General features: G+C 64.0%; 15 protein-coding genes and 1 pseudogene. 14 read left to right on the top strand and 2 right to left on the bottom strand.

Going from position 1 to position 15,378, the window contains the following annotated elements:
• Positions 1–118: 118 nt before the first annotated feature.
• Positions 119–256 (bottom strand): peptide ABC transporter permease, encoded by a 138-nt coding sequence (locus HT136_RS19740; protein ID WP_214201560.1) that lies wholly within the window; start codon positions 254–256, stop codon positions 119–121.
• A 464-nt stretch (positions 257–720) separates the two neighbouring features.
• On the opposite strand from HT136_RS19740, the gene HT136_RS19735 reads away from it, so the two are divergent.
• From HT136_RS19735 to HT136_RS19695, 9 genes are all read left to right on the top strand, one after another.
• The gene (locus HT136_RS19735) at positions 721–1,572 is read left to right on the top strand and encodes an SDR family oxidoreductase (protein WP_214201558.1); all 852 of its coding nucleotides are present in this window, start codon (positions 721–723) and stop codon (positions 1,570–1,572) included.
• A 182-nt stretch (positions 1,573–1,754) separates the two neighbouring features.
• A complete protein-coding gene (locus tag HT136_RS19730) occupies positions 1,755–2,189 on the top strand; it encodes a CBS domain-containing protein (protein ID WP_214201556.1) in 435 nt (144 codons plus the stop codon).
• Positions 2,190–2,278: 89 nt separating this feature from the next.
• Entirely contained in the window at positions 2,279–2,872 is a 594-nt protein-coding gene (locus tag HT136_RS19725) for a DUF4142 domain-containing protein (protein WP_214201554.1), read from the top strand.
• Between the two features lie 184 nt (positions 2,873–3,056).
• Entirely contained in the window at positions 3,057–3,809 is a 753-nt protein-coding gene (locus HT136_RS19720) for a Crp/Fnr family transcriptional regulator (protein WP_214201552.1), read from the top strand.
• A 60-nt stretch (positions 3,810–3,869) separates the two neighbouring features.
• A complete protein-coding gene (locus tag HT136_RS19715; protein WP_214201551.1) occupies positions 3,870–4,319 on the top strand; it encodes a hypothetical protein in 450 nt (149 codons plus the stop codon).
• Positions 4,316–4,528, top strand: coding sequence for a hypothetical protein (locus HT136_RS19710; RefSeq protein ID WP_214201550.1), 213 nt, complete (start codon positions 4,316–4,318; stop codon positions 4,526–4,528). The genes HT136_RS19715 and HT136_RS19710 overlap by 4 nt, the downstream gene beginning before the upstream one ends.
• Positions 4,529–4,574: 46 nt before the next feature.
• Complete coding sequence (locus HT136_RS19705; RefSeq protein WP_214201549.1) at positions 4,575–5,804, top strand: sensor histidine kinase; 1,230 nt, start codon at positions 4,575–4,577, stop codon at positions 5,802–5,804.
• Between the two features lie 548 nt (positions 5,805–6,352).
• The gene (locus tag HT136_RS19700) at positions 6,353–7,558 is read left to right on the top strand and encodes an AI-2E family transporter (RefSeq protein ID WP_246543954.1); all 1,206 of its coding nucleotides are present in this window, start codon (positions 6,353–6,355) and stop codon (positions 7,556–7,558) included.
• A 244-nt stretch (positions 7,559–7,802) separates the two neighbouring features.
• The gene (locus tag HT136_RS19695; protein ID WP_214201546.1) at positions 7,803–9,020 is read left to right on the top strand and encodes an alpha-hydroxy acid oxidase; all 1,218 of its coding nucleotides are present in this window, start codon (positions 7,803–7,805) and stop codon (positions 9,018–9,020) included.
• A gap of 97 nt (positions 9,021–9,117) precedes the next feature.
• Here HT136_RS19695 and HT136_RS19685 read toward each other — a convergent pair.
• Positions 9,118–9,488 (bottom strand): annotated as a pseudogene (locus HT136_RS19685) (sensory rhodopsin transducer).
• Between the two features lie 141 nt (positions 9,489–9,629).
• Between HT136_RS19685 and HT136_RS19680 the strand changes: the two are divergent.
• The 5 genes from HT136_RS19680 to HT136_RS19660 are packed head-to-tail and all read left to right on the top strand — an operon-like array spanning position 9,630 to position 15,285.
• The gene (locus HT136_RS19680; RefSeq protein ID WP_214201543.1) at positions 9,630–11,420 is read left to right on the top strand and encodes a thiamine pyrophosphate-requiring protein; all 1,791 of its coding nucleotides are present in this window, start codon (positions 9,630–9,632) and stop codon (positions 11,418–11,420) included.
• Positions 11,417–12,289, top strand: coding sequence for a hypothetical protein (locus tag HT136_RS19675; RefSeq protein ID WP_343222252.1), 873 nt, complete (start codon positions 11,417–11,419; stop codon positions 12,287–12,289). The genes HT136_RS19680 and HT136_RS19675 overlap by 4 nt, the downstream gene beginning before the upstream one ends.
• Positions 12,282–12,881 (top strand): gluconate 2-dehydrogenase subunit 3 family protein, encoded by a 600-nt coding sequence (locus HT136_RS19670; RefSeq protein ID WP_214201542.1) that lies wholly within the window; start codon positions 12,282–12,284, stop codon positions 12,879–12,881. Before HT136_RS19675 ends, HT136_RS19670 begins: the two co-directional genes overlap by 8 nt.
• Positions 12,878–14,533 carry a GMC family oxidoreductase gene (locus HT136_RS19665; protein ID WP_246543952.1) on the top strand — a complete coding sequence of 552 codons (1,656 nt, stop codon included), beginning with the start codon at positions 12,878–12,880 and terminating at the stop codon, positions 14,531–14,533. Before HT136_RS19670 ends, HT136_RS19665 begins: the two co-directional genes overlap by 4 nt.
• Positions 14,533–15,285: a DUF4396 domain-containing protein gene (locus HT136_RS19660; protein WP_214201540.1), complete on the top strand. Its 753-nt coding sequence runs from the start codon at positions 14,533–14,535 to the stop codon at positions 15,283–15,285. Before HT136_RS19665 ends, HT136_RS19660 begins: the two co-directional genes overlap by 1 nt.
• The last annotated feature ends 93 nt before the right edge of the window (positions 15,286–15,378 follow it).

Genomic DNA, 15,378 nt, shown 5'->3' with positions numbered 1-15,378 from the left:
CCCCGCCGCGTGCCTCTCCAGCGTCTGCGTCAGGGCGTGGCCTGGCATAGACCAGGCGTGGATCCGCTAACGTCGATCAGTCGCAACGACCATCTGGCGCCCGGGCGTAGGCGCACCGTCAAAGCATAAACACGACAAAGGGCAGCGCGATAAGCAGGCAAAGCCCCGCGATGAACGTGTTGCGCTGCCAGCGCTTGCGAAGAACGATATCCCCCCCGCGCGCTTCCTGGGGGGTTTTCTCGATAGGGTGGGCCATGGTGTCCTCTCCATTGGGGATCTATCGGACCCACCGCACGGGGGTCCTTCCACGATGAAGCGTACCAGGCCCGCTGCGCGTTCCCACGCCAATGCGGGGTATAACCTGGATCAATCGCACGCGGCTCGATCCAGGCTGGCGCGTCGCAGCGCGGAACCGGTCCGACGGGCGATTGCTTACGCTCGCATGACCCGAACCAGACAGGCTGTCGTCGTGACCGGAGCCTCCGCCGGGATGGGCCGCGGGGATGCGAGGGGCTCCAAGCGGCGGCACGCGTCGGGGGGGGGGGGGCAGAGAGGCGGTGGCGAACGCCGCTCGCCCTCTGCCTCGACTGGAGCGCAGCAGCAGGCTGTGGACCGCGTAGAGGCCGTCTTGGAACCCAACAACGCACGGACCAACGCGGAAAAGCCTGCATTGCCAACGTTCTTTGACCGACAAGTCCGTGCCTCATCAAGGAGAGAACCATGTCCGACCCCCAACCCAGGATTCACGAAGATGCCCTGCCCGGCCACGAGAGCCGGCTCGAGCCCAAGCCCGCCTGGCAACCCCGTTTCCCGGGCTCGGGCCGTCTTGCCGGCAAAGTGGCTCTGGTGACGGGCGGCGACAGCGGTATCGGTCGCGCCGTCGCCGCACTGTTCGCGCGCGAAGGAGCGGACGTCGCCATCGTCTACCTGCTCGAGGACGATGACGCCGACGAAACCCGGCAAATCGTCGAGGCGGAAGGGCGCGAAGCCCTCACCGTGCGCGCGGATGTCGGTGACAAAGTCCAGTGCGAGCGGGCAGTGGGCGCGACGATCGAACGCTTCGCCCGACTCGACATCCTCATCAACAACGCCGGCGAACAGCACCCCGACGACGACATTACCGACATCACCGAAGAGCAGCTTCGGCGCACCTTCCAGACCAACATTCTGGGCATGTTCTTCATGGTCCAGGCCGCGCGCCCGTATCTGGGCCCGGGAGCCACAATCGTCAATTGCACGAGCGTGACCATGTACAAGGGCAGCGCGGGCCTTCTCGATTACAGCGCCACAAAAGGGGCAATTACCGCCTTCACCCGCTCCTTGTCGGAAAACCTGATCAATGACGGCATTCGCGTAAACGCCGTAGCACCCGGACCGATCTGGACCCCGCTCAACCCGTGTGGCGGAGCGCCGGAGGAAAAGCTCGCGCATTTCGGCGAGAGCACCCCCATGGGCAGACCGGGCCACCCCAACGAGGTCGCGCCATCCTTCCTGTTCCTTGCTTGCGAGGACGCCAGTTACATGAGCGGCCAGGTGCTTCATCCCAATGGCGGCATCGTCATCGGCAGCTGACCGGTCCATGGGCGCGGGTTCGCGCGAAGCCTTGCCTGCCGCCCGGCTTCATCACCTGCCTCATAATCCGCATCGTCCTGCACCGGTCCAGCCACACTTCGTCGCGGTCGCCCGGTCTCTCCCGGTCTCTTGCCGTTTCCTTGGATGAACGTGCCAACTTCCCATCACCGAAAGGACTGGAAATGAAAGTCAGTGAATGCATGAGCCGGGACATCCGCATCTGCTCGCCCGACCATACGCTGCAATCGGCGGCGCAGGTCATGGCCGATGCCGATGCCGGATTTCTGCCCGTCGGTGAGGCCGACAGACTTGTCGGCACCGTGACCGACCGTGACATCGCCATTCGCGGCGTCGCGCGCGGCCTTGCCCCCGACAGCCCCTTGTCCGACGTCATGAGCAAGCAGCTCCTCTACTGCTTCGAAGACGAGGAAACGGATCAGGCACTTGCCTCGATGAGCGAAAATCAGGTCCGCCGGATGCCGGTCGTCAACCGCGACAAACGTCTCGTCGGGATCATCTCGCTCGCTGACATGGCGCGCGAAGGCCAGGGCGCGCCAGCCGGTGCGGCGCTTGGCGACATTGCCCGTCCTCGTGGCGCCAAAGCCACGCGTTCCTGAGCCAAAGCAAGACCTGCCCGCGCTCAAGCCGACGTTTGGGCCGCGGGCGAAAGCCGGCACGAGCGCCACACCATCCAACGGAGCCGAACATGAAACCACGCATAGAATGGCTGCTGTGCAGCCTGGCACTTGTCAGTGCCTGCAACGACCGGGGCGAACAGCCCGGCACTCGCGGCACACCCGATGCAGGGGCAAGCCTTGCCGTTTCGCCGACCGCGCACCCCGAACTGACGACCAATTCGGCGATGAACGCGGCGACACTGCGTTTCGTGGATACGGTCGCGGCAGCCAACCGCTATGAAATCGCCGCCGCGCACAAGGCCAAGATACACGCAGGCACGAAGGCTATCCGGGATCTCGCCGATACCATCATCAAGGACCACGAAAAAGCCCAGGACGATCTCGAGAACACACTCAAAGACGCCAGCCTGCGCGTGGGTGTCTCCCGGCATCTCAGCGATGACCAGCAGGCCAAACTCGATGCGCTCGACAAGGCAGGCACCAATTTCGACCGGACCTATCTCGAGCAGCAGATTGCGGCGCACCAAGGTGCCCTCGCCCTGTTGCGCGACTATGCAGGCTCGGGCGACAACGCCGCGCTTGCCGGCTTCGCCAAGCGAACCGCGCCGACCGTTGAGAATCATCTCGACGTAGCCCGCCACCTGGCGGAGGCGAAACCGTGACGTAGGGCTGGCCGGCCGGCCGTGCGATCGGCAGGTTTCCCATCGAGGGGAGCGGACAAAGAGACGAAACGAGCCAGTAACACGCCGGCCTGGACATCGTATCGATTGCATATCCAACCTATGTTAATGGCACGCGCCGCGATCGATGAGACACTGCTTGGGGGTGGGTAATTAGGAGAGAGACATGCTGTTCTCGGGCCTCCCTACCCGACAGGAATCGAAAGGCGATGTCCAACGTTTGTCGTCTAGCGATCTGGTCATGCATTTTTTCGGCCAGCAAACCCTGCAAAGCTATCGGGCGCACGAAACCATCCTGAATCAGGGCGACTGCACTGGCTACGTATTCATTCTCGTCCGGGGTTGGACCGAACGGCGCCTCGGACTTCCGGACGGACGGTGCCAGACTTTGTCCTTCGGCATGCCCGGAGACCTGTACTGCACCGACCTGCGTGCCCGCGCACCGGTCAACTACACCGTAAGCACCATCACGCCGGTCACGATTGCGATCGTTGGCAAACTTGAATTTCGCGCCGTTCTCACCGGCAATCCGTCGCTGTCGCGGGCGTTCTGGCGCGAACAGCAGGCCTCGCTGGCGATCCAGCAGCGCTGGACCGGCATGCTGGGGCTGCTTGGCGCCACGGAGAAGGTGGCCCATCTGTTTTGCGAAATATACAAGCGCCAGGAGCATCGCGGCGGCACCCGGGACGGCGCATGCGTCTTCCCGATGACGCAAACGCAGATTGCCCGGGCCTGTGGACTGACGCAGGTCCATACCAACCGCACGATCCAGGACTTGCGCCGCCGCGGGCTCATCGCTTTACGCAGCCGCCGTCTGGTCGTCAGCGACTTCGAGGCGCTTGCCCGCCTCGCCCAATACGATTGCGGCTATCTTGACGGAGAGAACGCCCCGACCAAGGCCGCCTGCGCAACCGTGTGAAGCCACGCCACGCGCACGACATTCATGTCTGACCGCATCTTTCCAAACGAAAGGACGCTCATGATTCATACGGCATGCCTGCGCGAAGTCCTCTACGACGCCGGCCACGACGAACTGGTCAGGCGTCGGCATTGCCTCGAGTTGTGCACCTCGCACGACCTTGTGCCTGGCCTCGCCCATGATCTCGTCGCGCATGCCGAAAACGGCCTGATCCGGCGCGCCTGGCTCAATGCCGCCCGCAAGGCTCCGGGCATCACCCCCCCTACGCACTGGCCCGTCTGGCGACGCAGTTTCCGGCCAGCCCCGCGTGCAGCCGCCGACGCCCCCGTCTCGCTACGACACATCCTTAGCGAAAGCCTGTCCGCTCAGCGCAATTACGCCGATCTGGGTCGCCATGCCAGAAAGGCCCGCCAGGAGCGACTGGCCGCAATTTGTGCGCGGCTCGTCAACGCAGAACGCCATTTTCGAGAGCGGATCGATCACCACCGCATGAAGGAGAGGACGCCATGACCAAGCCTTCCCGCCACAGTCCCGCGCATCGCCCCAAGAATCGCCCAAAGAATCGCGAAGTGGAGGATGAAATGATCCGGCCACCCGAAAGAGAGAACGAAGCACCCCGTCCGGCGACAAAGCCGTCCGGCAAGGCCGACGGTGACGATTCCACGCAACGGAAGAATGCTCCGGCCCCGCCCGGCAACATCCACGACGCACGGCGATGACCGGGGCCTCCCGGATCAGCGCGGCGATGCCGACGGCCAGGAGGGCATGGCCCTTGACGATCGCCCGGATGGCTTGCCAATCGTACGCTATTGCCTCACAAGAATGGACCTCTGCCAGAATGCCGGACTTTTCAGACCGGCCTTGGGTGTAGTGGTCATGACCTTGGTCCCGGGACGATTCAACATGCGAAGTCTAGCAACCTTTGACGTGGTTCGCCCGGACTTCGGGCTCGGGCAAGCCCTGGCCGCACAAGCCGGTTTTGGCGCTGCCTGTGCCGTAAGTGCCGTTGCCCTGCGCTCCGTGCTCGACATGTGGGCACCGAACACGGGGCCCTTCGCGGTAATCTATCCCACGGTTCTGATCGCCACCCTATTTGGCCATGCCCGAAGCGGCCTGGTTGCCTTTGTACTCAGCTTCCTATGGGCCTGGTGGCACGTCCTGCCCGTCGCCCATTCCTTCGCTTTCCTGCTCGCGAGCGACCGGGCGCGAGTCATCATCAATGCCGCTTTCGCGCTTCTCGTGGTGGTTCTTGCCGAGGAATTTCGCCGAGCGGTCTGGCGCACGACCCGAAGCCTCAATCGCGAAATCGAGCGCGGCGACCTGCTCAGAGCCGAATTGGAGCACCGGACCAAGAACAACTTCTCGTTAATCGCCAGCCTCCTGTCCGTTCAGGAACGCGAGCACCGCAGCGACGAGGTCCAGGCGGCTCTGGCCCAGGCCAACGCCCGCATTCACACGTTCTGCAAGACCTATGAAATCCTGGGCCAGAAAGGTAATGCGTGCGGTGATCCGTGTGGCGCCGTGCCGATGCAAGCCTATATCAGCGAGATCGCGCAAAGTGCGGTCGCGGCACTCCTTCCCACCGGCATAAATCTCCAGATTTCGTGCTCTCCTTCGCGCCTTCCACAGCGCACGGCCATCGCCATAGGCCTGTTCGTCAACGAGGCGGTGACCAATTGCGCGAAATACGCGTTCGTCGGACGCCCCCAAGGCACGATCCGCGTCGATTTCGACGCCTGCGACGAGCATTGGCGGCTTTCGGTGAGCGACGACGGCGCTGGAACCACAGCCGAGGAAACGACCACTTGCGGTGGACTGGGCCACGGCTTGATGGACGCCTTTGCCGCGCAGGCTGGTGCCCGCTTCAACAAACGGATTGACGGCGCGGGATGCACCGTGACGTTGTCGACCGGCGAGCACGAACACATCCCGCACCGATCAGAACGGCAGCCTTCGGACCGGCACTTATTTCCCTTTCAGGCTGGCCCAGCCTGACCACACGCCGTTCGACCAGTCGCGGTTGATCGAAGTTATCATAGGCCCGGCAAGACCCATAGCAGACCAGGCTTCGCGTGACACGCCGTGCTCACGCATGGTTACTGGATCGATGTTGGAACCAGGCGGCCTTGTCCTTTGCGTACTTCATTGCTGAAAATTTCAGAGGTAAATATCGCAACGCAGCTCCAAACTCTGACCTTATATCAACCAAAATGGTGATCCCACCTGAGCGGAAGAAGATTGCCAGAAGGGCACTCCGAATCCGCAGGACGTGATCGCGATAAATCGGCGTCCGTCGAATCTCATTTCATCGTACGATATTTTTCCCTGAAGGGTCTTTCGGCGTTGCTCCGGCGGGTATGGCCTTTCCTTTGCTCGGACACGCCTGTTGTTCCCCTGACAGGCCGAATCTGGCAGCCCAGCGATAAGCCTTGCTCCAGCGGGGCGCCGCCCGACCTGACAGCGAAAGGCGCCCCCTGGGATGCAGAGGTCCGCAACAGCAAGGGCAGCCAGCGCCATGGCCTCGCCTTGATCTGGCCTCTGCGATGAAATCGCCGCATGGCAGCAATCTAGGATGGCGTAAGGCGAAGGCGGCCTATGGCTGGCAAAGCCTAATGTTCCTCAAACGGAACCTCGTCCTTCTTTCGCCCTTTCACATCCAATGCCCGGATTGGCCAAAAGGGGAATACCACTTGGAACCGACAAACGCTCATGCGGCGCAGCGCTATTGGACCCTGAGCAAAATCGTCTCGGCGGCCGTTGCTATCATTGCCCTCGTCGGCGTTAGCCTGCTGCTGATCCAGCTCGGCGGCTTCCTGCTACTTGTATTCGCAGCCGTAGTGCTTGCGGTAATCTTGGACGCACTCACCCGAGCAATCGGCGCAATCCTACCAGTTGGGCGGCAGCTGGCATTGGGCCTCGCAGTCATCTTGCTGCTGGGCACGTTCCTTGGTGCCCTCATCCTTTTCGGCGCGCAGCTCGCTAGCCAGTTCGATACAATCCGCCAGAACCTGCCAGGCGCGGTGGACCAGCTTCAGGCCTTCTTGGAACGCCTGGGCCTTGGCGAAACGGTGAGTGGCATGCTTGAGAAAGGCAAGGATAGCATGTCAGGCGCTATCTCCGAGATAGGCACGTACATGCTGGCGTTCGGCAACGGCATGGCCAACCTTGTCCTTGTCATCTTTGGCGCCATCTTCCTCGCCGCCAATCCGCCTGTCTACCGTCGAGGCCTTCTGCTGCTCATCCCTGACAAAGCCGTAGACGTCGTACAAGCGGCCCTTCGCGATTCCTGGAATGGCCTGCATGGATGGATGAAGGGACAGGCGGTGTCATCCTTGGTCGTTGCTGCCCTGACTTCCGCCGGCCTCGCACTGCTGGGCGTTCCGTCTGCCGGCGGCTTGGGATTGATCGCGGGTCTCCTCGATGTGATCCCGATGATTGGTCCGGTGATATCCGGCGTACCGGCCGTCCTCCTTGCCTTCACTCGATCACCGATGACGGCGTTGTGGACGGTGGTCCTGTTCCTCATCGTGCAACAGCTTCAAGGCAATTTCCTGCAGCCGATGATCCAGAAGCAGGCGGTGGACGTCCCGCCTGCACTTCTACTGTTCGCTGTACTGGCCGCGGGCATTCTGTTTGGCGGACTTGGCGTTCTAATGGCCGCGCCGCTAACGATCGTCGTGTTCGTCATGACCAAGCGAATCTACGTCAAATCCATCCTTGGCAAGGAGGTGAGTATAGACGGCGAGTGACAGGATGAACTGAGCCGGTGACGGCTTGTCGAAATATTCGAGCAAGCCACTTTTACTCTTCGGACGGCTTTGATGATGTAACCGCTTCCCGATGGCACGGATACGCAAAGGTGGGTCTGGAAAGATCCACGCAGGAGCGCCTTCCCATCATAAAAGCATGGGCCAAGGATCGCACGGAACCTCAAGCTGATCAGGCGGCTTTCTTCAACATCACACCCGGCGGCCCAGCCGACAGGAGAACGCCATGTCCCCGCTTGCCCCGCGAGTATCGCCAGCCCAATTCGCTCGCACGCCGCGCCGAGCTTTCAATGCCGGCCCGCGGCTCACGCAAGTGCAGTCGATCGACGACCTGCGCGCCCGTACGCACCAGCTTATGCCACGCTTCGTGTTGGAATACCTCGAAGGCGGCGCTCAGTCGGAAGCGACGCTGGAGCGTGACCGCACCGCGTTCGAGGACTGGCGCTGGGTGCCGCGCATGCTGCGCGACGTGTCTCATCGCAAGGTATCCCGCCGCGTGCTGGGCCAGGACGCGCGCCTGCCGCTGGCGATCGCGCCGACCGGTCTCAACGGCCTGTTCATGCGCGGCGCAGATTTGACGCTGGCGCGTGCCGCAGCGCGCTTCGGCGTGCCCTTCGTGCAGGGCACTATGTCCAACGAGACGATGGAGGACGTAGCGCGGGTGCCCGGCCTTCGCCACTGGTGGCAGCTCTATATCTTTGGGCCCGACGAGATATGGCAGGCACTGGTCGATCGCGCCGCCGCCTGCAAGTGCGAGGCACTGGTGCTGACCGTCAACGCCCAGCTCTATGGCCTGCGCGAATGGGACAGCCGTCAGCGCTTCGGTCGCACGCTGCCGAAGCCCGCGACGGTGCTTGATGCCGCTTGGCACACTCGCTGGCTGGCAACGACGCTCAGCCATGGCATGCCGCGCTTCGCCAATGTCGAGCCGTTCCTGCCCGAGGACAGCCGCGGCTTCTTCGAAGGCGCGTTCTGGATCCGCGACCAGATGCCCAAGGCGCTGACCTGGGCTGACGTTGCCCGCATTCGCGAGCGCTGGAAAGGCGCGATGTTCGTCAAGGGACTGCTCCACCCCGACGATGTACGCGCCGCGCGCGACAGCGGCGTGGACGGTGTCATGCTCGGCACCCATGGCGGGCGCCAGGCGGACGAGGCGGTGAGTGCGCTCGACGTGCTGGAGGAAGCCCGCGCGATCCTTGGCGATGACCGTCCGCTATGGATTTCGGGCGGCATCCGCCGCGGGGGAGACGTGCTGAAGGCACTGGCGCTTGGCGCCGATGGCGTGCTGGCGGGCCGGGCGCCACTTTACGGTCTGTGCGCCCATGGCGAGGCAGGCGTCCTCAAGGCGCTGGTGCTGCTCGAAACCGAGATGCGCAACCAGATGGGCCAGATCGGTGCGGATACGTTGGACGATATTGGCTCGCACCTGCTGCGCAGAGTCTGAATTCAGGCGCCGGGAACGCTTTCGTCTTGGAGCGATCTAGACTTTCATTGCCGCATGTTCTGAATTGTCAGGTGATTTCACCTGACTGGAAAATGCTCTACCCCGCCGGATAAGCGATCGTCGCCATCAGCAATCCCTTCGCCGTGCGCATGTCGAGCCGGATGTGCTGCACCACGACCGGCTCGTCCGCTTCGATCACGCAGGCGTAATCGGTTGCGCGTAGTACCGGCTCCGGATCGACCAGATCCTTGAAACGCAAGTGCAGCGTGCGCCCACCTCCAGACGATAAGGGCCGACCGGCTCGCGATCCGTGAAGAACAGCGTGATCGTGATCCGCGCCGACGCATCAGCGATGTTGAGGATACAGGCAACTTCGGGATTGATGAGCGCCCCTCCATCGCCCGGCTGCGGGTCGCCGGGAATATAACCTGCGGCAATGACCCAACGGCGGTTCCCAAGCCGCTCCATGGTGTTTTCCTGAGGTTATCGGTTTTCGCGGGATTTTTTACGGAACGGCCGGGGCGGGGGATTGTTTCCGAACAAAGGGCCATCGCTTTGGCACGGCCCGCTCGGGGGGCACCGTAACCTGCATCAGGAGAGCTCTTCGCCATGTCGCAAACCGTATCGCATTTCATCTGGAACCGCCTCCACGAATGGGGCGTGCGCCGCATTTTCGGCTACCCCGGAGACGGCATCAACGGCCTCGTGGGCGCCCTCGACGAGATGCGCGACAAGTTCGAGTTCGTGCAGGTCCGGCACGAGGAAATGGCCGCGTTCATGGCCAGCGCCCACGCCAAGTTCACAGGTGGGCTTGGCGTCTGCCTCGCCACCTCCGGCCCCGGTGCCTCACACCTCGTCACCGGACTGTACGATGCCCGCATGGATCATATGCCGGTACTGGCGCTGGTCGGCCAGCAGGCACGCACCGCGATCGGCGCGCACTTCCAGCAGGAACTGGACCTGCCCTCGCTGTTCAAGGACGTTGCCGGAGAGTTTACCGGAATGGCGATGGAGCCGCCGCAAGTGCGCCATCTGGTTGATCGCGCAGTGCGCATCGCGCTCGGTCGCAGGCGTGTGACTGCGCTGGTTGTGCCCAACGACCTGCAGGAAGAACCGATGAGGATGCCCCCGCGCGTACACGGCGCGGTGTTCTCTGGCGTCGGCTATTCCCGGCCGCGTGTCGTGCCTGAGGACGCCGACCTGATCCGCGCCGCCGAAGTGCTCAATGCGGGCAAGAAGGTTGCCATCCTCGCCGGCGCAGGATGCATCGGCGCCGAAAAGGCGGTGATGCGGCTGGCCGATACCTTGCAGGCGGGCGCCGCCAAGGCGCTGCTCGGAAAGCAGGTGCTGCCCGATACGCTCGACTGGGTGACCGGCTCCATCGGCCTGCTTGGTACCGAACCCAGCGACAAGATGATGCGCGAATGCGACACCTTCCTGATGCTCGGCTCGGGTTTTCCCTATTCCGAATTCCTGCCAGAAGAGGGCCAGGCGCGCGGCGTCCAGGTGGATATCGACCCCGGGATGCTCTCGCTGCGCTACCCCATGGAGGTGCCGCTGGAGGGCGACATCGGCACGACCATCGAGGCACTGCTGCCCTATCTCGAGGCCAGGGCGGACACCGGTTGGCGCGAGAAGATCACGGGCTGGAAGCGGGACTGGCTGGAAACGTTGCAAGACCGCGCGATGGTTGCCGCCAACCCGGTCAACCCGCAACGTATCTTTACCGAACTGTCCCGGCAACTTCCCGATCGCGCAATACTCACCAGTGATTCCGGCTCCTGCGCCAACTGGTACGCGCGCGACGTCATGATCCGCGAGAACATGATGTGTTCGCTCTCGGGCGGCCTTGCTTCAATGGGCGCGGGCGTACCCTACGCCATTGCCGCCAAGTTCGCCCACCCCGACCGGCCAGTAATTGCATCGGTGGGCGATGGCGCGATGCAGATGAACAACATGGCCGAACTCATCACCGTTGCAAAGTATTGGCGGCAATGGGAGAACCCTACTTTCGTCGTTTGCGTGCTCAACAACCGCGATCTCAATCAGGTGACCTGGGAACAGCGGGTAATGGAGGGCAATCCCAAGGCGGAGATGACGCAGGACCTTCCCGACGTACCTTATCATCGCTTTGCCGAGACGATCGGGCTGGAAGGCATCCACGTCGACAATCCCGACGACCTCGGCGATGCCTGGACGCGCGCGCTTTGCGCCGGCCGTCCGGTCCTGCTCGAAGTGCGCACCGACCCTGAAGTGCCGCCGCTGCCGCCGCATATCACTTTCAACCAAGCCAAGAGCTTCATGTTCACGGCGGCCAAGGGCGATCCGCACGAAGGCGCGATGATCAAGGGCAGCATCAGGCAGGTTGCCGCAAGCCTGATCGGGAATCGCGACAAGTGAGCACCGGCACGGCGTTGGCGCGCGGTATCGCGAGGCTGAACGATGTCGCGCGTGCGCCGCGCGGTGCGGAGCGGGCGGCGAGCCGCCTGCTCTCCGCTGGCGCGAGCGTGGTCGCTTCCTCGGTGCTCGTCGATTCGGCCATGGAGCACTACCGGGGATCATTCCGCGATCCCGCAATGGTGCTGCCGATCGCGCTTTCGGCGGGTTCGCTGCTGCTCAACGGTCGCGAGACATTAGCGCCCGCCGGCCCTTCCACGCTGGCCCGCATGGTCCATGTCACGGCCGGGGCGGTGGGCAGCGCTGGCCTTGCCTTCCATGCCTGGAACGTGGGCAAGCAGGCGGGCGGCTTCCGGCTGGTCAACCTGTTCTACCGTGCGCCGCTGGGCGCGCCAGCCACTCTGCTCCTGACCGGGCTGATCGGGACCATGGCCGAGCGCCTGGCCGATCCTGCCGCGCCGCGCTTCGCCGCGTTCCTGCGGGCCCCGCGCGTGGTGGGAACCGTCGCCGCCATGGGTCTTGCCGGCACGGTGGCCGAGGCGGGCCTGCTGCATTTCCGGGGCGCGTACCATGACCCAGCGATGTGGCTGCCGGTTTCGCTGCCGCCGCTCGCCACGCTCAGCCTGCTGCGCGACGTGCTGACCTTGGCGCCGCGCCGGATGACCTACGGCCTGCTCGGCGCAACGGCGGCGATGGGCGTGATTGGCATGGCGTTCCATGCCTATGGCGTGGCGCGCAACATGGGTGGCTGGCGCAACTGGCGGCAGAACCTGCTTGCCGGCCCTCCCCTGCCCGCCCCGCCCTCGTTCAGCGGCCTTGCCGTGGCGGGGATCGCCGCGCTGCGCCTGTTGAAGGACATGCGCCGTGGCTGATCGCTATCCCGACTACGACGTCCTCGCCAAGTGGGACAGCCCCAGCTTCAACGACAAGACCCGCGAGATCCTGCACGCGCGGATGAAGCTGCTCCCCCGCAGCAAACACCTTGGCGAAGCGCGGGTCGCGACGCTTGCCCGACTGGTGCAGCGCGTGACCCCACAGCCTGAAGGTCGAGCACCGGCCAATACGCTCGCCCTCGTCATCGCAAAGATCGATGCCGACGCCGGCGATGGCTTCCGCCCAGCCGGTCTGCCCCGTGTACGGGCCGCGTGGCAGTGCGCGCTCGATGCCATCAACGCCGAGGCGCGCGAAGGCCATGGTGCGGCTTTTGCCGACATCTCCGATGCGCAGGCCGACGTATTGCTCAAGGCGCTGTCCGAAGGCCAGTTGCACGGCGCTGCATGGGGCAATCTCGACGCCAGGACATTCTGGAGCTGGCGGTTGATCCCCGATCTCGTTTCCGCGCACTGGGCGCACCCCTCGCTGTGGAGCGCGATGGGCTTCGGCGGCCCTGCCTCACCGCGCGGCTACCTACGCCAGCAAGCGGGCTACCGCGATCCCTGGGAAGCCGAATGGGAGCACGCATGATTGACCAGCGGCACGATACGCTCGATCATACGCCACGCTGCGGTGATGGCCGCGCGCCCGATCCGCTGGTCCCCGCCGGATGGCTGCCGATGCGCGAATATGGCGAGGACGAAGTCGATTTCGTGATCGTGGGCACCGGTGCCGGCGGTGCGCCGCTCGCCGCCAAGCTTGCCGAACAGGGCTTTTCGGTGATCGCTATGGATGCGGGCGCCTTTTTCCGCCCGCTGGAGGACTTCGCCTCGGACGAAATGCACCAGCGCAAGCTCTACTGGACTGACGACCGGCTCGTCGACGGCGACAATCCTCTGCAACTGGGCGCGAACAATTCGGGCAAGGCGGTGGGCGGTTCGACCATTCACTTCGCAATGGTCTCTCTGCGTTTCCGGCCCGAGCATTTCGCCAGCCGCAGCAAGCTGGGCTATGGTGTCGACTGGCCGATCGACTGGCGCGAGATGTGGCGCTACTACGAGGAGGTGGAGCGCATGCTGCACATCTCCGGCCCGGTCCGCTATCCCTGGGGGCCGAAACGCCCCCGGTACCCGCTGCGCGTGCACCCGATGAATGCGGGTGCCCAGTATCTTGCGCGCGGAGCCAAGGCACTGGGGATCGACTGGACCGAAACGCCGATCGCCACGCTCTCCACACCGATCGGCAAGGCGCACCCTTGCGTCTATCGCGGTTTCTGCGTGACCGGCTGCTCGACCAATGCCAAGCAATCCGCGCTGGTGACGTGGATACCGCGCGCCATCCGTGCAGGCGCCGAGATTCGCGATCTTGCCATGGTCGGCCGGATCGAGACCGATGCCAGCGGTCGGGCGACTGGCGTGCATTACCATCGCGCCGACGCCTGGCACTTCCAGAAGGCACGCCATGTCGTCGCCGCTGGCTATGCCATCGAGACGCCGCGCCTGCTGCTCAATTCGGCCAATGCGGCTCAGCCCGACGGACTTGCCAATTCGTCGGGGCTGGTCGGGCGCAACCTCATGGTTCAGCTCAACCAGGCGGCCTGGGGCGAGGTGGACAAGGAAGTGCGCGCCTACAAAGGGCCGCCCAGTCTGGCCATAAGCGAACACTGGAACTACACCGATGCTGGCAAGGACTATCTCGGCGGATGGACCTACATGAGCCAGGGACCGTTGCCCGCGCAATGGGCGCGCACACTGGCCCGCACGCGCGGGCTGTGGGGGCAGGCGCTGGTGGACGAGATGAACCGCGCCAACCATACGGTCGGTCTCAAAATGGTGGGCGAAGTGCTCCCCAACGAGGCCAACCGCGTCACGCTGGCCGATGAGACCGACCAGTATGGCTTGCGCATCCCGCGCGTGACGTTCTCCTATTCCGACAACGAAAAGCGCATGATGCGCCATGCGGTCGCCTTCATGAAGCAGAGCCTCGAAGCCACCGGAGCCCGCGACACGTGGGACCAGATGGACGACACCTGCCATCTGGGCGGTACCGCACGGATGGGACGCAATGCGGCGACGAGCGTGGTCGATGCCGACGGCCGCAGCTGGGACGTGCCCAACCTGTGGGTCTGCGACGGCTCGGTGTTCCCGACCGTGGGCGGGGTCAATCCCTCGCTCACAATTCAGGCGCTGGCCTGCCGCACGGCGGACCGCATCGGTGCACTGGCGAGGCGGGGGGAATTGTAATGCATCCACATTTCCCTCTCTGGCTGCACGCGCTGTCGATCGCCTCGCTCGTCCTGGCCGTCCTGTGCGCGGGCTGGATTGCTCGCGATGTGCGGCGACGGCCGCCCCATATGGCGATCATGGCGCTGGTATGGCCGCTGTGTGCGCTGTTCGGCAGTGTGCTGTGGGTCTGGCTTTACCGGCGTTTCGGACGCGCCACACCCGACGGACACAGCCACGAAGTCCACCACGACGAAAGTGACCATGATGACCTGGACACGGACGACAAGACCCCGATGTGGGCCTCTGTCGCCAAGGCAGCCAGCCACTGCGGCGCAGGCTGCGCTTTGGGTGACCTCATCGCCGAATGGGCCGCCTTTGCCTTTCCTGCAATCGCGGTGGCGATGGGCTGGCACACGCTATTCGCCGAAAAGACCTTCGCGGTGTGGGGGCTCGATTTCCTGGTCGCCTTCGGGCTCGGCATCGCGTTCCAGTATTTCACGATCAAGCCGATGGGCGATCTCTCGCCCGGGCGGGCACTGGTCAAGGCCGTGAAGGCCGATACCGCCTCGATCACGGCATGGCAGGTGGGAATGTACGGGTTTATGGCTCTGGCCCAGTTCGCGGTGCTGCGCCCCGGTTTCGGTGATATCGCGCCGGTTGCCAGCCCGGAATTCTGGTTCGTGATGCAAGGTGCAATGCTGTGCGGCTTCGTGACCGCCTTCCCGGTCAACTGGTGGCTGATCCATGCGGGGGTAAAGGAACGCATGTAAGGCTGGCGTCTGCCAACGCTCGCACGCACTAACGTCATCCGGAGGTATGACCAGCGTGCCGGCGCGCCGCCCGTTACCCCCATTTCTGAAGGT

The sequence above is a fragment of the Novosphingobium profundi genome (assembly GCF_018491765.1).
In the GTDB taxonomy this organism is placed as follows: domain Bacteria; phylum Pseudomonadota; class Alphaproteobacteria; order Sphingomonadales; family Sphingomonadaceae; genus Novosphingobium; species Novosphingobium profundi.
The sequence above is the reverse complement of the archived record's forward strand: the minus strand, read 5'-3'. Positions and strand labels throughout refer to the sequence as shown.